The 18,586-nt window shown below is 69.7% G+C and carries 18 protein-coding genes and 1 pseudogene; 10 read left to right on the plus strand and 9 right to left on the minus strand.

Features of this window, described 5'->3' with window-relative positions; all coding sequences use genetic code 11:
- Positions 1-4: 4 nt before the first annotated feature.
- Positions 5-535, minus strand: coding sequence for a pyridoxal 5'-phosphate synthase (locus tag E3T34_RS12595; RefSeq protein ID WP_104100065.1), 531 nt, complete (start codon positions 533-535; stop codon positions 5-7).
- A gap of 74 nt (positions 536-609) precedes the next feature.
- Here E3T34_RS12595 and E3T34_RS12600 point away from each other — a divergent pair, with 74 nt between their 5' ends.
- Entirely contained in the window at positions 610-1,503 is an 894-nt protein-coding gene (locus tag E3T34_RS12600) for an NAD-dependent epimerase/dehydratase family protein (RefSeq protein ID WP_104100064.1), read from the plus strand.
- A gap of 59 nt (positions 1,504-1,562) precedes the next feature.
- Here the strand turns inward: E3T34_RS12600 and rbsD are convergent, their stop codons facing one another.
- From rbsD to E3T34_RS12630, 6 genes are all read right to left on the minus strand, one after another.
- Positions 1,563-1,946: a D-ribose pyranase gene (gene rbsD, locus E3T34_RS12605; RefSeq protein WP_104170697.1), complete on the minus strand. Its 384-nt coding sequence runs from the start codon at positions 1,944-1,946 to the stop codon at positions 1,563-1,565.
- Complete coding sequence (locus E3T34_RS12610) at positions 1,943-2,866, minus strand: ribokinase (RefSeq protein WP_134343182.1); 924 nt, start codon at positions 2,864-2,866, stop codon at positions 1,943-1,945. The genes rbsD and E3T34_RS12610 overlap by 4 nt, the downstream gene beginning before the upstream one ends.
- Positions 2,863-3,807 (minus strand): substrate-binding domain-containing protein, encoded by a 945-nt coding sequence (locus E3T34_RS12615; protein ID WP_104100061.1) that lies wholly within the window; start codon positions 3,805-3,807, stop codon positions 2,863-2,865. Before E3T34_RS12615 ends, E3T34_RS12610 begins: the two co-directional genes overlap by 4 nt.
- Before the next feature lie 74 nt (positions 3,808-3,881).
- Positions 3,882-4,853 (minus strand): ABC transporter permease, encoded by a 972-nt coding sequence (locus E3T34_RS12620; protein WP_104100060.1) that lies wholly within the window; start codon positions 4,851-4,853, stop codon positions 3,882-3,884.
- A 10-nt stretch (positions 4,854-4,863) separates the two neighbouring features.
- Positions 4,864-6,378, minus strand: coding sequence for a sugar ABC transporter ATP-binding protein (locus tag E3T34_RS12625; protein ID WP_134343183.1), 1,515 nt, complete (start codon positions 6,376-6,378; stop codon positions 4,864-4,866).
- Between the two features lies 1 nt (position 6,379).
- Complete coding sequence (locus E3T34_RS12630; protein ID WP_104100058.1) at positions 6,380-7,444, minus strand: LacI family DNA-binding transcriptional regulator; 1,065 nt, start codon at positions 7,442-7,444, stop codon at positions 6,380-6,382.
- A 707-nt stretch (positions 7,445-8,151) separates the two neighbouring features.
- Here E3T34_RS12630 and E3T34_RS12635 point away from each other — a divergent pair.
- The 3 genes and pseudogenes from E3T34_RS12635 to E3T34_RS16585 all read left to right on the plus strand — a co-directional run bounded on the left by E3T34_RS12635 (position 8,152) and on the right by E3T34_RS16585 (position 9,421).
- The gene (locus E3T34_RS12635; RefSeq protein ID WP_134343184.1) at positions 8,152-8,553 is read left to right on the plus strand and encodes a hypothetical protein; all 402 of its coding nucleotides are present in this window, start codon (positions 8,152-8,154) and stop codon (positions 8,551-8,553) included.
- Between the two features lie 66 nt (positions 8,554-8,619).
- Positions 8,620-8,919: pseudogene (locus E3T34_RS16985) on the plus strand (DUF222 domain-containing protein); the annotation flags it as partial.
- Positions 8,920-9,040: 121 nt separating this feature from the next.
- Positions 9,041-9,421: a hypothetical protein gene (locus E3T34_RS16585; protein ID WP_241976926.1), complete on the plus strand. Its 381-nt coding sequence runs from the start codon at positions 9,041-9,043 to the stop codon at positions 9,419-9,421.
- Positions 9,422-9,525: 104 nt separating this feature from the next.
- Here the strand turns inward: E3T34_RS16585 and E3T34_RS12645 are convergent, their stop codons facing one another.
- Positions 9,526-10,362, minus strand: coding sequence for an SDR family NAD(P)-dependent oxidoreductase (locus E3T34_RS12645; RefSeq protein WP_104100056.1), 837 nt, complete (start codon positions 10,360-10,362; stop codon positions 9,526-9,528).
- A 121-nt stretch (positions 10,363-10,483) separates the two neighbouring features.
- On the opposite strand from E3T34_RS12645, the gene E3T34_RS12650 reads away from it, so the two are divergent.
- From E3T34_RS12650 to E3T34_RS12675, 6 genes are all read left to right on the plus strand, one after another.
- A complete protein-coding gene (locus tag E3T34_RS12650; RefSeq protein ID WP_134343185.1) occupies positions 10,484-11,422 on the plus strand; it encodes an ABC transporter ATP-binding protein in 939 nt (312 codons plus the stop codon).
- Between the two features lie 95 nt (positions 11,423-11,517).
- Positions 11,518-12,576, plus strand: coding sequence for an aliphatic sulfonate ABC transporter substrate-binding protein (locus E3T34_RS12655; RefSeq protein ID WP_134343186.1), 1,059 nt, complete (start codon positions 11,518-11,520; stop codon positions 12,574-12,576).
- Positions 12,577-12,695: 119 nt separating this feature from the next.
- Positions 12,696-13,571: an ABC transporter permease gene (locus E3T34_RS12660; RefSeq protein ID WP_134343187.1), complete on the plus strand. Its 876-nt coding sequence runs from the start codon at positions 12,696-12,698 to the stop codon at positions 13,569-13,571.
- On the plus strand, positions 13,562-15,649 hold the full coding sequence (acs, locus tag E3T34_RS12665) for an acetate--CoA ligase (protein WP_233191265.1): 2,088 nt from the start codon (positions 13,562-13,564) through the stop codon (positions 15,647-15,649). Before E3T34_RS12660 ends, acs begins: the two co-directional genes overlap by 10 nt.
- Before the next feature lie 83 nt (positions 15,650-15,732).
- Positions 15,733-16,302: a hypothetical protein gene (locus E3T34_RS12670; protein ID WP_134343188.1), complete on the plus strand. Its 570-nt coding sequence runs from the start codon at positions 15,733-15,735 to the stop codon at positions 16,300-16,302.
- A gap of 176 nt (positions 16,303-16,478) precedes the next feature.
- Positions 16,479-17,276 (plus strand): 2,3-bisphosphoglycerate-dependent phosphoglycerate mutase, encoded by a 798-nt coding sequence (locus tag E3T34_RS12675; RefSeq protein ID WP_241977408.1) that lies wholly within the window; start codon positions 16,479-16,481, stop codon positions 17,274-17,276.
- A 66-nt stretch (positions 17,277-17,342) separates the two neighbouring features.
- Here E3T34_RS12675 and E3T34_RS12680 read toward each other — a convergent pair whose 3' ends face one another.
- Positions 17,343-18,509: a glycerate kinase gene (locus E3T34_RS12680; protein WP_104100105.1), complete on the minus strand. Its 1,167-nt coding sequence runs from the start codon at positions 18,507-18,509 to the stop codon at positions 17,343-17,345.
- Positions 18,510-18,586: the final 77 nt, after the last annotated feature.

Raw genomic sequence — 18,586 nt, forward strand, 5'->3', positions numbered from 1 at the left:
GCGCTCAGCCCTCGGCGGGAATCAGGTAGCGGTGGCGCACGTGCCGGCGGCCGGGGTCGGCCTGCCAGAATTCGACCTCGACCGGGCGCAGGGCGTACAGCTGCCAGGTGGGGTTCTCTGATCCGTCGGCGCCGGGCCGTTCGGACCAGTCGGCCGCCGAGGCATCCGTCGACAACTCGGCGACCGGGCCGACCACGCGCACCTGGCGGCCCAGCGCCGACCAGAAGAAATTCATCGCGGCCAACGGATGCTCCGTCAGCTCCCGGCCCTTGCGCGACGCCCGCGAGGTGGCGAAGTGCCAGCCCTCGGCGTCGAGATTCTTGAGGATGAGCATGCGCGACGACGGCATGCCCTCGGCGCCGACGGTCGCCAGGCTGAAGGCGTGCGGCTGGGAAACCCCCGCCGCGAGGGCCTCATCAAGCCACGACCGGAACAGTACAGCCGGGTCGAGTGGCGCCGATGCCGGGTCGAAAATCGGCAGATCGACGGGAAAATCCGGCAGGGAACGCAGCATGCTGCGGAATGATTCGCTCACCCACCGAGCCTACTGCGTCGACTGTCAGCGTTCAGAGAGTGCCGCTAGCGTTGGAAGCAGACAAGAGGAGCGAGATGAAGGTACTCATTGCAGGATGCGGGGACCTCGGCACGGAGGTGGGCCTGCGTTTCGCGGCGCTCGGGCACCGGGTGGTGGGGTTGCGCCGCAACGCGGCCGTTCTCCCCGCCGGTATCGAGGGCCAGTCCGTCGACCTCAGCGCGCACAAGCCGGTCGTGCCGGCCGACACCGAGATCGTGATCGTGGCGATCGCCGCGGGCAACCCCAGCCCCGCGGTCTACCGGGCGGCCTACGTGGACGGTCTGCAGAACCTCCTCGACGCGCTCGACGAGGCCGGCGTCACGCCCCGCCGCGTGCTGCTGGTGTCGTCGACCGCCGTCTACGACGTGTCCGACGAGAGCTGGGTCGACGAGCAGACGCCGGCCAACCCGCGGCCGGGCACCGACGCCATTCTGCTCGAGGCCGAACGGATGCTGCACGCCCGCATCCCCGCGGCTGTCGTCTTCCGCCTGTCGGGCATCTACGGCCCCGGCCGGGAGCGCCTGATCACCCAGGTGCGGAGCGGCCGCACCACCGCGTCGGCCTCGGCCCGCCACACGAACCGCATCCACCGGGATGATGCCGCGGCCGCGATCGTGCACCTGATGCTGCGGGAGGAAGCACCGGCGACCCTCTATCTCGGCGTCGACAGCGCGCCGGTGCGCGGCGGTGAGGTGCTGGCGTTCCTTGCCGAGGAGCTTGGACTGCCGGCCCCTAAGCCTGAGGCACCCGGCGCTCCCGGCACAACGACTGCCGCGCCCACTCGGCCCGTCCCGCGGGACAGCCAGCGCGGAGGCGACAAACGCCTCCGCAACCATCTGCTGCTGGGCACGGGTTTCACGTTCAGCTATCCGACCTACCGCGAGGGCTACCGGGCCGTGCTGGCCGGCCGGGGCATCCGTCACCCGTAGCTCAACCGGGTTCGGTGTGAACCAATTCGTTCGGGAACGAGACGCCTAGAACGAGACGTCTAGAACGAGACGCCGCAGACCAGCGCCGCGTTCGCGAACGGCGTCGCCTCCCCCGAACGGATGAATAGCTTCGCCGAGGCCGACAGGTCCTTCAACTCGGCGTGGCTGATGTACTCGATCGCGTCGAACCGGTCGGCCAGCCAGACCCCGGCGGGGGCGGTTTTCGCCTCCTCCGCGGCCACGCAGCGCTGGAACACCATCTCCTCGAGCAGGGCGTCAAGCACCTGCTCGAAGCGCGGCACACCATGCACAAGCGCCAGGTCGATCACGGGAACGCCGGCCGGGATCGGCATGCCGCAGTCCGCGAGGAGAACGACATCCGTGTGCCCGAGGCGGGCCAGGGCGCCGGAGAGGTCGGCGTTCAGGATGCCGCGGCGCTTCATGCGCGTACCAGCGGCAGCTCGTCGGCCAGGGAGGGATACGACGTCTGCGTGCCGCGCGACTGCACTGCGAAGGCACCCACGCGCACGGCCCGGCGCACGGACTCGGACAGGCTCGACCCGGCCGCGAGCTGCGCGCTGAGGGCGCCGACGAATGCGTCGCCGGCGCCCGAGCTGTCCACGGCAACGACCCGTGGCGACGCCAGACTGTGGGTACCGTCCCGGTCGGCGCAGATCGCGCCCTTCGCACCGCGGGTGAGCACGACCGAGGGAACGCCCCAGTCGAGGAGCCGGGCGACGAGCTCGGCGTCCTCGGTGGGGATGACCATTTTCGGGGCGAGCTGCGCGAGCACGAGGGCAGCCTCGTGCTCGTTGACGACCAGCGGGTCGGCCCGACGGATGCTCGCGGCATCCAGTTCGATCACGGGCGCCAGGTTCAGCACCACCCGGCCGGTGGCCAGCCGCATTGCCGCCACGATGCCCTCCGCGGGAATCTCACCCTGAAGCACCACCACGGCGGCCTCCGCGATGACGGTCGCGCTGGCCTCAACGGCCTCCGCGCCCAGCAGTGCGTTGGCGCCGGGGATGATCACGATGGTGTTTTCGCCGTCGGCGGCGACCGTGACGAGTGCCAGGCCGGTCGGGCCGTCCACCGCGCGCACATTCGACAAGTTCACTCCGGAGCGGGTCAGGATCGCAGTCGCGACCTCGGCCTGCGGATCCCGGCCGACCAGGCCGACCATAATCACCGCGGCGCCCAGCTGGGCAGCCGCGACGGCCTGGTTGGCTCCTTTTCCTCCGGGGAGGAACTCCATCGACGTTCCGATGAGGGTCTCACCGGGCAGCGGGTGGCGTTCGATGGTGATCAGCTGGTCGACGTTGATCGACCCGACGACGACGACCGTGCTGGCGGAGTAACTCACTTGGCGAAGTCGCCGACATTCGTCTTCGTGACGGAGACGACCTCGACCGGAACGGTCTTCTCGATCGTGTCGCCGGCGATGGCCTTGATGGCCAGTTCAACGGCGAGCTTGCCGAGTTCGGCCGGCTGCTGAGCGATGGTGGCAACCAGGGTGCCTGCCTCGATGGCGGCGAGTCCGTCTGCCGTGCCGTCGAAGCCGACGACCGCGACCTCGGTGCCGGCCCGCGACCCGAGCGCCTGGATGGCGCCGAGCGCCATTTCATCGTTCTCAGCGAAGAGGCCGGTCGCGCCGGGGTTGGCCTGCAGCAGGTTCGTGGTCACGTCGAGCGCGGCGGCGCGGTCGAAGTTGGCGGTCTGCTTGGCGACCACGGTGATGTTCGGGTAGGCCTTCATGCCCTCTTCGAAGCCCTGGCCGCGGTCACGGCTGGCCGAGGTGCCGGAGACACCCTGCAGGTGGATGACGCTGCCCGTTTCGCCCATGGCCTCGGCGAGGGCGTCGGCAGCCTGACGGCCACCGGCCACGTTGTCGCTGGCGACGAGTGAGTTCAGGTCGGCGCCGTTGACCGTGCGGTCGACCCCGATGACCGGAATACCCGCGCTGAGGAGGTCGTTCACGGCGGAGGAGGCGGCGTCGGAGTCCACCGGGTTCACGATGACGGCCTTGGTGCTGCCGGAGGCGGCGGTGGCGAGCTGATTGGCCTGCGTGGCCGAGTCGTTCTGGGCGTCGACGATGTTCAGCTGCACGCCGGCCTCGTCGGCGGCAGCCTGCGCGCCATCGCGCAGTTCCACGAAGAACGGGTTGTTCAGGGTGGAGACGGCCAGCACGATCTTGGTGCCCGACGCCTCAGACCCGCCACCACGGCCGCAGGCCGTAGTGCCCACCAGAATCAGGGCGGCGGTAGCGGTCAGCGCCGCGATTTTGCGAAACGAGGAGGACTTCATTGTGTATTCCTTTGTGGTTATTGATGGGTGAGGAGAAAGGTAGAGGGGGTGACGGATGTCGGCCGCCGGCCTGGTCAGCTGCTGCGGGTCTTGCGGCGGAGCACGTCGACGCCCACGGCGAGGGCGATCACGAGTCCGATCACAACCTGCTGCCAGAACGACGTCACGTTGAGCAGGTTCAGGCCATTGCGGATGACTACGAGCACGAGGGCACCGACGAAGGTGCCTGAGATCTTGCCGAGGCCACCGGCGAGGGAGGCGCCGCCGATCACGACGGCCGCGATGGCGTCGAGTTCGTAGCCGGCCGCGGCCTGCGGCTGCGCGGAGTCGAGGCGCCCGGCGAGCAGGAGCCCGGCAAGTGCGGCGAATAGTCCGGCCAGGGCGAAGACGGTGACCAGGATGCGCTTGACCGGCAGTCCCGACAGCCGGGCGGCTTCGGCGTTGCCGCCGACCGCGTACATCGAGCGGCCGATGACAGTCCGGTTGAGCAGGAAGGAAGCGGCCAGGGCGGCGAGCACAAGGATGATGATCGGCATCGGCACCGGGCCCAGGTTGCCGCCGAGGAAGGAGACCTCGGCCGGCGTCGAGATCGGACGGCCGTCGGAGATGACCAGGGTCAGTCCGCGGGCCACGCTGAGCATGGCGAGCGTGGCGATGAACGAGGGCAGCTTGCCGTAGGCGTTGGCCAAACCGTTGATGGTGCCGGCCAGGGCTCCGACGAACAGACCACCCAGGAGGGCGATCCAGCCGGGGAGGCCGGCGCTGGCGAACATCCAGCCCGACGACATGGCCGACAGGGCCGCCACGGCACCCACCGAGAGGTCGATTCCGCCGGCCACGATGACGAAGGTCATCCCGAAGGCCAGCACGGCCACCGTGGACACCTGGATGCCGATGTTGAGCAGGTTCTGCGCGGTCAGGAAGTCGGGAGTCGCGATGAACAGGGCGATGCAGAGAACGACGAGGCCGACGAGGGCGCCGTTGTTGGCGAGGAACTTCTTGTAGTCGAGACCGCGGCGCTTCAGCGGCAGGGTTGTGGTGGACATGGTGGTTTCCCTATCTCTGTTCGTACTTCTCGTCGACATCGCGGGCGGCGAGTGTCATGACTGCGTCTTGGGTGGCCTCGGCGGCGGTGAGCTCGCCGGCGATCCGGCCGTCGCGCATCACGAGGATGCGGTCGCTCATGCCGAGAATCTCGGGCAGTTCACTGGAGACCATCAGAATCGCTCCCCCGGCCGCCGTGATCGCGTTCATCAGTTCATAGATCTCGACCTTGGCGCCCACATCGACGCCGCGGGTGGGCTCGTCGAGGAGCAGCACCGTGGAGGCGGCGATGATCCAGCGGCCGAACACGGCTTTTTGCTGGTTGCCCCCGGAGAGTGCGCCGATCGACTGGTCGATGGTGTGCATCCGGATGCGCAGTTTCATGGCCACCTCGGCGGCCCGGCTGCGTTGGCCGGCGAAGTCGACCAGACCCAGCTTCGCGGTGGCGGCGAGCGTGGCGTAGCCGAGGTTGTCGTTGACGGATGCGTCGAGCACCAGCCCCTGTCCCTTGCGGTCTTCGGGCACGTGCCCGATGCCCGCTGCGATTGCCGCCTGGATGCTGCCGTTCGGCAGCTGCCGGCCGCGCACGGCGACCGTGCCGGAGGTGTACCGGTCGGCGCCTGCGATCGCGCGGATCAGTTCGGTGCGCCCCGCGCCGACCAGCCCGGCGATGCCAAGCACCTCGCCCGCCTTGACGCTGAAGCTGATGTCGCTGAACGAGCCGGCCGAGGTGAGCTTGTCGACCGTGAGGATCTCGGTCGCCTGGCTCACGTCGCCGGCCGACCGCGGGAAATGGTCTTCGATGTTGCGGCCGACCATCAGCTTCACGAGGTCGTCTTCGGGGGTGGAGGCCGGCACCTCGGCGATGAACTCGCCGTCGCGCAGCACGGTCACGGTGTCGCCGACCTCGGCGATCTCGTCAAGGTGGTGGCTGATGAACAGCATGCCCACCCCACGGCGGCGCAGGTCGGTCATCACGGCGAACAGGCTCTCGGTCTCGTGGCGGGTCAGTGCCGCGGTGGGCTCGTCCAGGATCAGGATGCGGGCGTTGATGCTGAGCGCCTTGGCGATCTCGACCAGCTGCTGCCGGGCGATGCCGAGGTCGCCGACCAGGGTGTCCACGTCGACGTCGAGGCCGATCAGGGCGAGGGCGGCACGCGCCCGATTGCGCAGGGCGCTGCGGTCGACCAGGCCGTGCTTGGTGGGCATCCGCCCCAGCATCACGTTCTCGGCGATGCTCATGGTGGGAACGAGGTTCAGTTCCTGGTGGATCGTGGCGATGCCGAGTTCCTCGGCCGCGCGGGTGGTGGGCAGGGTGACTGTCTGCCCGTCCACCACGATGTGGCCGGCGTCCGGCTGGTACACCCCCGCCATCATCTTGATCAGGGTGGACTTGCCGGCGCCGTTCTCGCCCAGCAGCACCTGCACCTTGCCGGCGTAGACGCTGACGGTGACGTCTTTGATGACCGTCACCGGTCCGAAGGTCTTGCCCACGTTCTGCAGGGTGACCAGTGGTTGTTGACTCATGTCAGTTCTTCCTCGGGCTCGGCCCGGATGCGGGTGAAACGGCTGCGGGTGAATCGGGCACTCCTGAGATGGGCGCCGAGGACGACGCCCGGATGATCAGTTCGCTGGGCAGCACCACCGACTCGGGGGTGCCTCCGCCAATGACCTCGAGCAGCATCTTCACGGCGATCCGGCCCATGTCCTCGACACTGTGCGAGATGACGCTGAGCGCCGGGTCGAGCAGGGCGAACCACTCGATGTCGTCGAACGCGATCAAAGCCACGTCCCGGCCGATACGCAGCCCGCGCTTGTGAAGAATGGCGATCGCGCCCACGGCCATCGGGCTGTCGGCGGCGAGCAGGGCGGTGGGCGGCTGGCGCAGTTCGAGCAGCGCGTGCACGCCGGCCGAGCCACTGGCGGCCTGGAAGTCGCCGAAGTAGACCAAGTCGGGGTCCTGGCTGAGGCCGAACTCGGCCACCGCGCGAGTGAAGGCGGCGAACCGGTCCCGGCCGGTCGAAATGGCCTGCGGGCCCGAGATGTAGCCGATGCGGGTGTGGCCGGCCGCGGCCAGGTGTGCAACAGCCTGGCGGATGCCGGTTTCGCTGTCCGTGGTCACGCTCGGCACATCGAGGCCGTCCACGGTGCGGTCCACGAAGACGGTCGGGATCTTGCGTTCGATCAGCGAACGGATGCTGCCGCTGCCGTCCCCGAGCGGTGCCACGACGATGCCGTCCACTCGCCTGGAGATCAGGGTGTCCAGGTACCGGTCCTGCTGTTCCTTGCGCTCATTCGCGTTGCCGAGCAGCGTGACATAGCCGGCAGCCAGGGCGGCCTGTTCGACCGTGTGGGCGAGGTCGGCGAAGAAGGGGTTGCGCACATCCGACACCAGCAGGCCGATGGACTCGGTGTGGGTGCTGCGCAGGGCGCGGGCCTGGGCGTTGGGCCGGTAGTCGAGCTGGGCGGCCGCGGCGGCGACGCCAGCCCGAGCCGCGGGCGAGGTGGCCGGGCTGCCGGACAGGACCCGGGAGGCCGTGGCCACGGAGACGCCGGCCAGGGCGGCGACATCCTTGATCGTGATGGCAACCATCTCTCACCTCTTCGTGTTCGTGCGGGTATCAATGTAGTCGTGGAATCGTTTCCATGGAAACGATTTCATACTAGGTCCCCGCGAGGGCCGCTGTCAACGAGCCCGGAGGAACAGTGCAGCGAAGTAGCATGCCCGGTACGGCGCGGAGGAGACCATGGAGATTCAGCGAGATACCTACAGAGACGGCACCCTTCTGGGTCGGCTAGAACTCGGACGGATCCATCCGAAAGTCACAGACCTGCCGGTAGCGGACCTGTCGGCGGGGCGACCCGCGTCAGTCCTGGGCCTGGGCCTGTCTGCGCCTCGAAGTCGCGGCCCCGTCGGTGGTCAAGCCCGTCGAGACCCGGCGAGTCAGTCATCAGGGTTCCCGTGCCACATTGCACCTCCCGGCACGCGTTCCGTAAAGCGGGCGCACGTGAGAGGATCCGCCGTCGTCCCCAACCTGCGCCACGGCACCGAGCGTTGCTGCCGGTCAGGCCGCGGGCTCAGCGCTGACTCGGTGGCGCCGCGCGGCCAAACAGCCGTGCTGCTGAACAAAGATACGAAACTTTTATCCACAAAAGATGAGTGACACTCGACTACGTGTGCTCCTTAAGTTATCCTCATAACATGACGAACTCGCGGATGACCTCAGGCAGGCGGCCGACGCCGTCGCCCTGCTGGGCTCCTCGAGCGCCGACCTCGCGACTCTTCCCGACGCCGAGGCTTTGGCCGGCCAGAAGCGGATCGCCTGCGCGCGGCGTCTGCTCGACACCTATGCCGCGTTGATGGCCGCAACCATCGCCCGCCGGTCCCGCCCGGAACTTGGCCACTCGGGGCTGGCCGCGCAGCAGGGGTTCCTCTCGCCCGAGGCCCTGATCCAGAACTGGACCGGCTCATCCAAAGGCGACGCCTACAAGCTCGTCGCGGTCGGCACGATGATGGCCGACACCGAGGCGGCCGACAAGCTGGTCGAAGAGGCACTCTCGACGCTCTCGACGCCCGACGCCCGACGCCGATGCCGATGCTGTCGACATCGCGGATGCTGTCGGCGTCGCGGCGTTCACCGCGAGGGTGCCCTGGCAGGCGCCGGTTGCCCGGGGCGTCACCGCCGGCACGCTCTCGGTTGACGCGGCCGAGGCTATCCGGGCCGGCTCGGCCAGATCGACGCGGCAGTTACCGCGGAGAAGCTCCGGGTGGCCCTCGCGGCGCTCCTCACCGAGGCACCGTCACTGAATGCCGACGAGGTCTTCAAACGGGCGAGACAGATGCGCGACCGGCTCGATCAGGCCGGCATCGCCGCCCGGGAGAAGCAGGCCCGCGACGACCGCTACCTGAAGGTCTACCGGCTGAGCAACGGCAACGTGCGCCTGAACGGGCTCTTCGCCCCCGAAGACGGCGAGTTCGTGATCTCCACCTTCGACTCCATCACCAGCCCCCGCCGCGGCGGAGTACGCTTCGTCGACCCGGAACGCGCCGCCTGGGCCCAAAAAAAGCAGGACGACCCGCGCAGCACCGAGCAGATCAACACGGACTCCCTCGTGCAGCTGCCGAAGGTCGCCGGCGAGGCCGACCCGGGCCGGGTCTTCGGCGGACGCCGCCAGGCGGCGCGTGATCGTGACCGAGAAGGCCCTCACAGCCGAACCCGCCGAGCCGGGTGCCGCCGAACCCGCCGCTCACGGGCAGATCGAAGGCAACCCGGTCCCCATCTCGCAGGAAACCATCGACCGGGTGCTCTGCGACGGCGGATGCCGGTGGGTCGACTGCGACAGATCACCAGCCTGGACCGAAGCCCACCACATCAACGACTGGCTCACCGACAGCGGAGACACCAACCTCGCCGAAGAAGTACTGCTCTGCCACCCGCACCATCTACTGCTGCACAACCAGCAGTGGAAGATCACCCGCACCGGAACGCAACACTGGCTGCGGCCACCGGTGGAGAACGACCCGGAACAGACACTGATCGCACTGCCGAGCAAGCGGGTGGGGCTGTAGGGCGCGGCTCTCGTCCCGGGTCTTAACAGGCTCGACCAGCGTCGTGGGGGGCGGCGGCGGGGCGGGTCGCCGGGTCTCGACAGGCTCGACCACCGGGACTCGGGTCAGGGGCGACCGGTGAATTTGTCCATAGAGCCGTAGACACCGAAGACGCGACCCGCGACGACGTCCCACAGGGGCAGCGGCAGCAGACCGCGGACCACCTTCGAGAGCACGACCGTCCACGGCATGGTGAGCATGGGCTTGCCCGCGAGCATCGCCTGCCAGACCCGTTCGACCACGTATTCCGGCGTCATCACCGGCGTCAGCAGCGGACCGCGGGCACCCTCGAACATCCCGGTCGAGATGTAGCTGGGGCAGACGGTCGTGACCTTCACGTGCCCGAACCGTTGCTGCTTGAGCTCCAGACGCAGCGAGTCGCCCCACCCGATCAGGGCCGCCTTCGACGCCGCATAGACGCTCATCCGAGGGTTCGAGAGCATCCCGGCCGCCGACGCGATGTTCACGATACGCGACGCACGACCGCGATTGGCCATCATCGCCGGGAGGAACTCCCGGGCGATGTACATCGGCGCGAGCGCGTTGATCTGCATGGTCGGCCGCGTGTCCGCGCCGTTGTCGTGCTCCCAGAAGAAGGCTCCGCGCACGATGCCGGCGTTGTTGATCACGATGTCCGGGTCGCCGACCTCCGTGCGCACCCGCTGGGCGGTCTGGGCGATCGCGCCGAGGTCGGCGATGTCCACGACATACGGGACAACGAGCGTGCCCTCGCCGGCCCGATCGCCGAGGATGCCGGCCGCACGGGTCAGCGCCCCGGCGTCCCGGTCCCAGAGGATCACGGCTTTCGCGCCCTCGGCGACGGCCCGCTCGGCATAGAGGCGGCCCATGCCGCTGGCGGCACCGGTAATGAGCACACGGGCTCCGGAAACGGTTCGAGTCATGGCCCCATCATCCCAAGAAGAAGCGCCGCGTGTTACGTCGGGTTGCGGCCGGCCCAGCAGCATCCGTCTGCCCTCGGCTAACGTCAAGCAACTCTTCCCCTCCCTCGACCGAAAGCCGCCCATGCCGCACCGCGCCGCACCACACGAGGCGTTCGCCGATCCGGCGTCCGTGCGCGGCGCGGCGTCCAGATCCACGGCCACGACCACGACCGGAAACTCGGCCTGCACAGTCGAGTTCGAGGCGATCGGCCGCACGTTCGCCCCTGCCACGACCCGCGGGGCCACCGCCCTACCCCCGGTACTCCGCGACATTTCCCTCACGGTGCGGCCCGGCGAGGTGCTGGCGATTCTGGGCACGAGCGGATGCGGCAAGTCCACTCTGCTCCGCATCGCGGGCGGCCTCGACTCCCCGACCATCGGCCAGGTGAGAATCGACGGCTCGCCCGTCGCCGGCATCGACCCGCGCTGCGCGGTCGGATTTCAGGAGCCGCGCCTGCTGCCCTGGCGCACCGTCACCGAGAACGTCGCACTGGGACTGCCCCGCGGCACCCCGCGGGCCGCCGGCCGCGCCCGCGTCGCCGAACTGATCGAGCTGGTCGGTCTGGCCGCGTTCGCCGGCCACCGCCCCCGGGCCATCTCCGGCGGGATGGCGCAGCGTGCCTCCCTCGCCCGGGCGTTGGCCCGCAACCCGGGCGTTCTGCTGCTCGACGAACCGTTCGGCGCCCTCGACGCGCTCACCCGCCTGAAGATGCAGGACCTCCTGCTCGACGTGCACGCCCAGGCGCCGACGACGGTCCTCCTGGTCACGCACGACGTCGACGAGGCGCTGCAATTGGCCGACCGGATCATCCTGCTCGGCCGGCCCGACAACGGCACCCGCGCCGGCGCCGGCGCCACCATCGTGCAGGAACTCACCGTTCCCGGGGCCCGCCCCCGCGACCGCGGCTCGGCGGAACTCGCCGAACTGCGCGGACGACTTCTCGCCGGGCTCGGCATCGACCGCCACGGCGAGGCACGCGGGCTCGCCGCGACCTCTACCATCCCGGCCTTCCCCTACTGACTTTTCTGCCTCACCACTTCACAACCGCACTGCTTTCACCACCGCTTTCCCACACCGGGTGCAGCATCCGCTGCCCAATCAACTGAGAGATCCCGATGACACAGCACCGCTCCACCACACGAATCGCACTCCTTGCCGTCGCAACCGCCGCCGCCCTGCTGCTCACCGGCTGCGTCGCGGGTGAAAACCAGCCGGTCGCCGAGCCGGCCGAGGCCGCCGAAGCGGGTAAGACCACCGTCACCACCGGCGGCACCCTCAACATCGACTTCGCCACCTACAACCCGCTCAGCCTGGTGATCAAGGACCAGGGCTGGCTCGAGGATGCCCTCAGCGACCAGGACATCGCCGTGAACTGGGTACAGTCGGCCGGCTCCAACAAGGCCAACGAGGCACTGCGCGCAAATGCCATCGACGTGGGTTCCACCGCCGGCTCGGCCGCGCTGCTGTTCCGCTCGAACGGCTCGCCGATCCAGGTCATCGACATCTTCTCGCAGCCCGAGTGGGCGGCCCTCGTCGTTCCCGGCGACTCCGCGATCACCGACGTCGCCGATCTCAAGGGCAAGCAGATCGCCGCCACCAAGGGCACCGACCCCTACTTCTTCCTGCTCCAGTCTCTGGAGGAGGCCGGACTCACCCTCGACGACGTGACCGTGCAGAACCTGCAGCACGCCGACGGCTGGGCTGCCCTCCAGAACGGCTCGGTCGACGCCTGGGCCGGACTCGACCCGATCATGGCCGGTGCCGAGGCTGCCGGCGCGGAGCTGCTCTACCGCAACGTCGACTTCAACAGCTACGGGTTCCTCAACGCCACCGAAAGCTTCCTGACCGAGAAGCCCGATGTGGCCCAGACCGTCGTCGACGTCTATGAGCACGCCCGCGCCTGGGCGCTGGAGAACCCCAACCAGACCGCCGAGATCCTGGCCGGCGTCTCGGGCCTCGACCTCGCCGTGGCCACCACGGTGATCACCGAGCGTTCCAACCTCGACGTGGACAACGTGCCCGGCAAGGCCCAGCTCACGGTGCTGAAGAAGATCGGCCCGACCTTCGTCGCCGCCGGTGACGTGGCAGCGCAGAGCCAGATCGACGACGCCCTCGACACGATCGTCAACGACAGCTTCGCCACGAAGGCCGACCCGTCGGTCGTCACGGAGTAATCAGGAATTACCGTAGCGCCGTCCGGGGCGGGCAACCGCCCCGGACACCCGCACCACCAACACCCCCCTGCACCCAGCACCCCGGCCCCACCAGCGCCACCCACCGAGAGGACGCGACCATGACCGAGACTGTGCCCCGCACGCTGCCGCGCACGTCGGCCCGGACCGTGCCCGACGCCACCGCATTCGCTGCATCCGCCCCCGCCGCCCGCACGGCGCGTGCCCCGCGCCGGCCGCTCGCCTCGCGCGGCTGGATCGCCCTCGGCGGCGGAGCGGTCCTGCCGGTCCTGATCCTCGCGGCCTGGCAGCTCACCACCGCGCTCGGCGTGTTCACGATGGCCCAACTGCCCTCCCCCGCGATGGTCTGGCAGGCCGGCGTCGACCTGTTCGCGAGCGGGCTGCTCGGCCAGTACGCGGCGATCTCCACCCAGCGAGTGCTCATCGGTTTCGCCGTCGGCGCCGCCCTGGGCATCGCCCTGGGCGCCCTGGTCGGCCTGTCCCGGGCCGCCGACGTACTGTTCGCCCCTACCCTTGGCGCCATCCGGGCGGTGCCGTCGCTCGCCTGGGTTCCCCTGCTCATCCTCTGGCTGAAGATCGGCGAGGAGTCCAAGCTCACCCTGATCGCCATCGGCGCCTTCTTCCCCGTTTACACGACCGTGTCTGCGGCGCTGCGGCACGTCGACCGTCAGCTCGTGGAGGCGGGCCGCGCGTTCGGCCTGCGCAGGGCGCGCCTGTTCACGGCCGTGCAGCTGCCCGCGGTGATCCCCGCCGTGGTCTCCGGGCTGCGGCTGGCTCTGGCCCAGGCCTGGCTGTTCCTCGTGGCCGCCGAGCTGATCGCCTCCTCGATGGGGCTGGGCTTCCTGCTGATCGACTCCCAGAACAACGGCCGCATCGACCGCATCCTGCTCGCCATCATCCTGCTCGCCATCCTCGGCAAGCTGACGGATGCCGCCGTTGGCCTCTTCGAGCGCTGGGCGAACCGCAAATGGGCCTGACGCCGATGCCGGCCCCGTTCGATCCGGCGAGCGCCACCATCCGTAATCTCCTGACCGAAACCCGGCGCTACCCGGCCCCGGCCGCCTTCGCGGCGCAGGCCAACGTCGACGCCACCTGGTGGGACCGGGCCGCCGCCGATCCGATCGCGTTCTGGGCCGAGCAGGCCAACCGCCTCGACTGGGCCGAGCCGTGGCACACCGACCACACCTGGCAGCCGGCCAGGGCGGACGCCGACGGCGTGCTCTCCATTCCCCGCGCCGAGTGGTTCGCGGGCGGCAAGCTCAACGTGGCCGTCAACTGCGTCGACCGGCACGTGGCCGCCGGCAAGGGTGACAAGGTCGCCTTCTACTTCGAGGGAGAGCCCGGCGACCGCCGAACGATCACCTATGCCGAACTCGAACGCGCGGTGAACCGCGCCGCCAACACGCTTACCGACCTCGGCATCGTGCCGGGCGACCGGGTCGTGCTCTACCTGCCGGTGATCCTCGAAACCATCATCATCACCCTCGCCATCGCGCGCCTCGGCGCCGTGCACTCGCTCGTCTTCGGCGGCTTCTCCGCCGAGGCGCTGCGGTTCCGGGTCGAGGACACCGGCGCGAAGCTGCTCGTGACCACCGACGGCCAGTTCCGCCGGGGTCAGGCCGTGCCGGTCAAGGCCGCGGCCGACGAGGCCGTCGCGGGCGTGGACTCGATCGAGCACGTGCTCGTGGTGCGCCGCACCGGCGACCTGACCCCCGACATCCCCTTCACGCCGGGCCGGGATGTCTGGTGGCACGACAGCGTCGACCTCGCCTCCCCCGTGCACGAACCCGCGTACTTCGACGCGGAGACCCCGCTGTTCATCATCTACACCTCGGGCACGACGGGTACTCCGAAGGGGCTCGTGCACACCAGCGGCGGGTACCTCACGCACACCTCCTGGAGTCACTGGGCCGTCTTCGACGTCAAGGACGACGACGTGCACTGGTGCACGGCCGACCTGGCCTGGGTTACCGCTCACAGCTATGTGCACTACGGGCCGCTCTCCAACGGCACCACCTCGGTGATCTACGAGGGAACGCCGAACACCCCGCATCCGGGCCGGCACCTCGAGATCATCGAGCGCTACGGGGTAACCACCTATTACACGGCGCCAACACTCATCCGCACGTTGATGACGTGGTTCCCGGAAGGGCTGCCGAGCGAGTTCGACCTGTCCAGCATCCGTCTGCTCGGGTCGGTCGGCGAGGCCATCAACCCGGAGGCCTGGGTGTGGTTCCGCGAGAACATCGGCGCTGGCAGCGCCCCCATCGTGGACACCTGGTGGCAGTCTGAGACCGGCGCCGCCGTGATGGCGCCGCTACCGGGCGTCAGCACGCTCAAGCCCGGTTCGGCCCTGCGCGCCCTGCCGGGCCTGACGACCCACGTCGTCGACGACCACGGCCGGCCGGTGCCGTTCGGCTCCGGCGGCTACCTCGTGATCGAGGGCACCTGGCCAGGCATGGCCCGCACCGTCTGGGGCGACCCCGAGCGCTACCGCGACTCCTACTGGGCCCGGTTCGCGAAGCAGGGCTTCTTCTTCTCCGGCGACGGCGCGAAATACGACGACGACGGCGACATCTGGCTCCTCGGCCGCGTCGACGACGTCATCAACGTGTCCGGGCACCGCTTGTCGACGATCGAGATAGAGTCGGCGCTCGTCGCACATCCGCTGGTCGGCGAGGCCGGCGTCGTCGGCGTGACGGATGCGAGAACAGGCGAGGCCATCGCGGCCTTCGTGATCCCGGCCGCGGCACCGCGCCCCACCAGCGGTTCCGGCGAGCGCGGCAACCTGGGCGACCCCGCGGTCTGGCTGGCCGCCCGGGGCACCCTCGAGCCGCTGCTGCGCGCGCACGTCACGCAGGCCATCGGGGTCGTCGCCCGGCCGCAGGAGGTGTTCGTTGTGCCTGACCTGCCCAAGACCCGCTCGGGCAAGATCATGCGTCGCCTCCTCGGCGATATCGTGGCCGGTCGTGCGCTCGGCGACGTGACCGCGCTCCAGGACGACTCGGTTCCGGGCCGCATCGCCGTGATCGTGGCGGCCGCGCGGCAGCGCTGAGCGCACGGTTCCAGCGCCTACCCAGCGACGGGTGGAATCGTAGGGACCAACGCCCCAGACCACCCGAGCCAGAGGAGCACACCATGGGATTCTTCGACCGCCTCTTCGGAACGGAGCCCCAGCAGCCGGAACAGCAGCGACGCGCGGCCGCACCGCAGCGCACCGACGACGAGATCGCCGTCGATCGCTATCAGTACCTACTGCGCACGGCACCGCCCGAGATGATCGAGCAGGTGCACGCGGAGGCCTTCAGCAAACTGAACGATGAGCAACGCGACCTGCTGTTCCGCCAGTTGAGCGAGAACGCCAACGCCAGCGAGCGCCCGGCGAACGCCGAACCGGCAACACTGGCCCAGGCGGCCACCCGGGCGGAGCTGCGCCAGCCCGGCACCCTCACCCGCGCCTTCGGCAACCAGGGCCAGGGCGGGCCGAGCTTCGGCAGCATGGTCGGCAGCTCCCTGCTCGGCACCGTGGCGGGCTATGTCATCGCGTCGACGCTGATGAGCGCTTTCCTGCCCATAGACTCCGGCGGCGCGGATGCCTCGGGCGCCGACTCCGGTTCCGGCGACTCCGGCGGCGATTCCGGCGGCGACGCGGGTTCCGGCGGCGACTCCGGCAGCGGCGATTTCGGCGGCGGCGATTTCGGCTTCTGAGCCCACCCCCTTCCGCGAGAGTCGCTCCCGCTCAACCCGGCCACTCCCCGCCGGGCGGTGGTCACTGCGGGGCTGTAGCCTGAGAATTAGCGGCGGAAGATCCGCGACGGCTGAGGCATCCGCCGGCTGAGACTCGAACAGGGCTGGTCACCGTGCGTGAAACGGGGGTGTTAATCGTGCTGCGGCACGGCCAGAGCACCGCGAACGCCGCCGGGCTGTTCACGGGCGTGCTGGATGCGCCGCTGTCGGATCAGGGGATCCGCGAGGCCCACACGGCCACCATCCTCCTCAACCTTGCGCTGCCGGGCGAACGGCCACCGACCACCGGCACCGGCTCTCCGGCCATGACCACGGCACCGGCACCCGCTGCAGCACCTGTCACCCTGTTCACCTCGACGCTGACACGCGCCCGGCAGACCGCCGCGATCGTCGCCGCCGGTCTGGCCCGCCCGCCGGTCGGCTGCGACGCCGACTGGCGACTGAACGAACGCAATTGCGGCGCGCTGACCGGCCGTTCCAAAGACGATGTGCGCGCCGAGTTCGGCGAGGAACAGTTCGTGGCCTGGCGCCGCTCGGTCGCCGAGGCCCCGCCCGCCATGGGCGACCTGCTCTACGACGAGTTCGCCGGCACCGCCCTGTTCCGCGCGCTGCCGGCGGCCGCACTGAACCGCACCGAGGCGCTCAGCGACGTCATCACCCGAGTGGATGCCTTCCTCACCGAGCGCGTCGACCCGCTTCTCGCCCGCGGCGAGATCGTGCTCGTGGTGGCCCACGGCAACTCCCTGCGGGCTCTGTGCGCGGTGATCGACGGCCTGTCCGACGGGCAGATCCGCGACCTGAACCTGCCCACCGGACAGCCGTTGGTCTACCGTTTCGACGCCCGGGGGCGTCCCGTGCCGTTCGGCGGCCGCTACCTCGACTCCGTCACCGCGCTGGCGGCCGCCCTCACCCTCGCGAATGAGGGCGGTACCTGACGATCTCGAGCCTGTGAGCTCGGGTGTGTGATCTCGAGCCGTCCGTGACGTTCCGGCTCCCGTCGCTTAGCTTGTCTGCGCCCCGCGGGCCGCCCCGGCCGACAGCCCGAGGGCGAGGATACGGCACACCGTGGCGGCGGCCCGTTCGAGGTTCGCCGGACCATCCGTCAGTGCCTGCGGGAGGTCGCTGACCTCCTGAACGATCGGCACCAGCGCGGCGAAGCCCTGGTCATAGAGCACCTCGGACCCGGGTCCTACCCGGCCCGCGAACGCGATCACGGGCACACCGTTGCGCGCGGCAGCCTCGGCCACGCCGAGCGGGGTCTTGCCGTGCAGGGTCTGCCCGTCGATGCTGCCCTCGCCGGTGAAAACGAAGTCGGCCCCGCTCAGGCGACGCTCGAGGAGGGCGGCCTCCATCACCACCTCGACGCCCCGCCGCATGCGGGAGTCGAAGCAGGCGAGGAAGGCCGCGCCGAGCCCGCCGGCCGCGCCGGCGCCGGGCAGCTCCGCCACGGAACGCCCGGAATCCGCGGTCAGCACCCGCGCGAAGACCGTGAGGGCCTCCTCGAGGTCCCGCACGGCCTGCGGATCGGCGCCTTTCTGCGGGCCGAAGACGGCGGTGGCGCCGCCCGGACCGAGCAGCGGATTGGCGACATCGCTCGCGATCTCGAACGACGCGGACCGCGCCCGCGGGTCGAATCCTTCCAGGTCGATCCGGCAGAGCCGCGCAAGCGCCGCTCCCCCGCAGTCCAGGTCACGTTCGGCGGAATCGAACAGACGAGCGCCGAGGGCGTGAAGCATGCCAGCCCCTCCGTCGTTGGTCACCGAGCCGCCCAGCCCGATCACGAACCGGCTCGCACCGCGGTCCAGCGCGTCGGTGATGAGCTGCCCGACGCCGTACGTGCTGGCGGTGCGTGCGTCCCGGTCGGCTGCGGCGACGAGATGGATGCCGGCCGACGCCGCAACCTCGATGATCGCCAGCTGCTCGGCGGCCACATAGCCGTAGGCGGCCAGCACCGGGCGTCCGCGGGCATCCTGAACCTCGGTCTCCACGATCTCACCGCCACAGGCGGCAACCATCGCGTTCACGGTGCCCTCGCCGCCGTCGGCCATCGGCACCCGCACGCACTCGGCGCCGGGGAAGACGGAACGGATGCCGCGCTCCAGGGCCGTGGCGGCCTCGACGGCCGACATGGATTCCTTGAACGAGTCGGGGGCCAGAACGAACTTCATGGTGTTGATCTTCCCGGTCCCGGGCACCAGCTGCAACTGCAGGGCGCAGGACGCAGCATTCGCTACCCCCGCGTAGG

Source organism: Cryobacterium sp. TMT1-62 (genome assembly GCF_004403145.1).
In the GTDB taxonomy this organism is placed as follows: Bacteria; Actinomycetota; Actinomycetes; order Actinomycetales; family Microbacteriaceae; genus Cryobacterium; species Cryobacterium sandaracinum.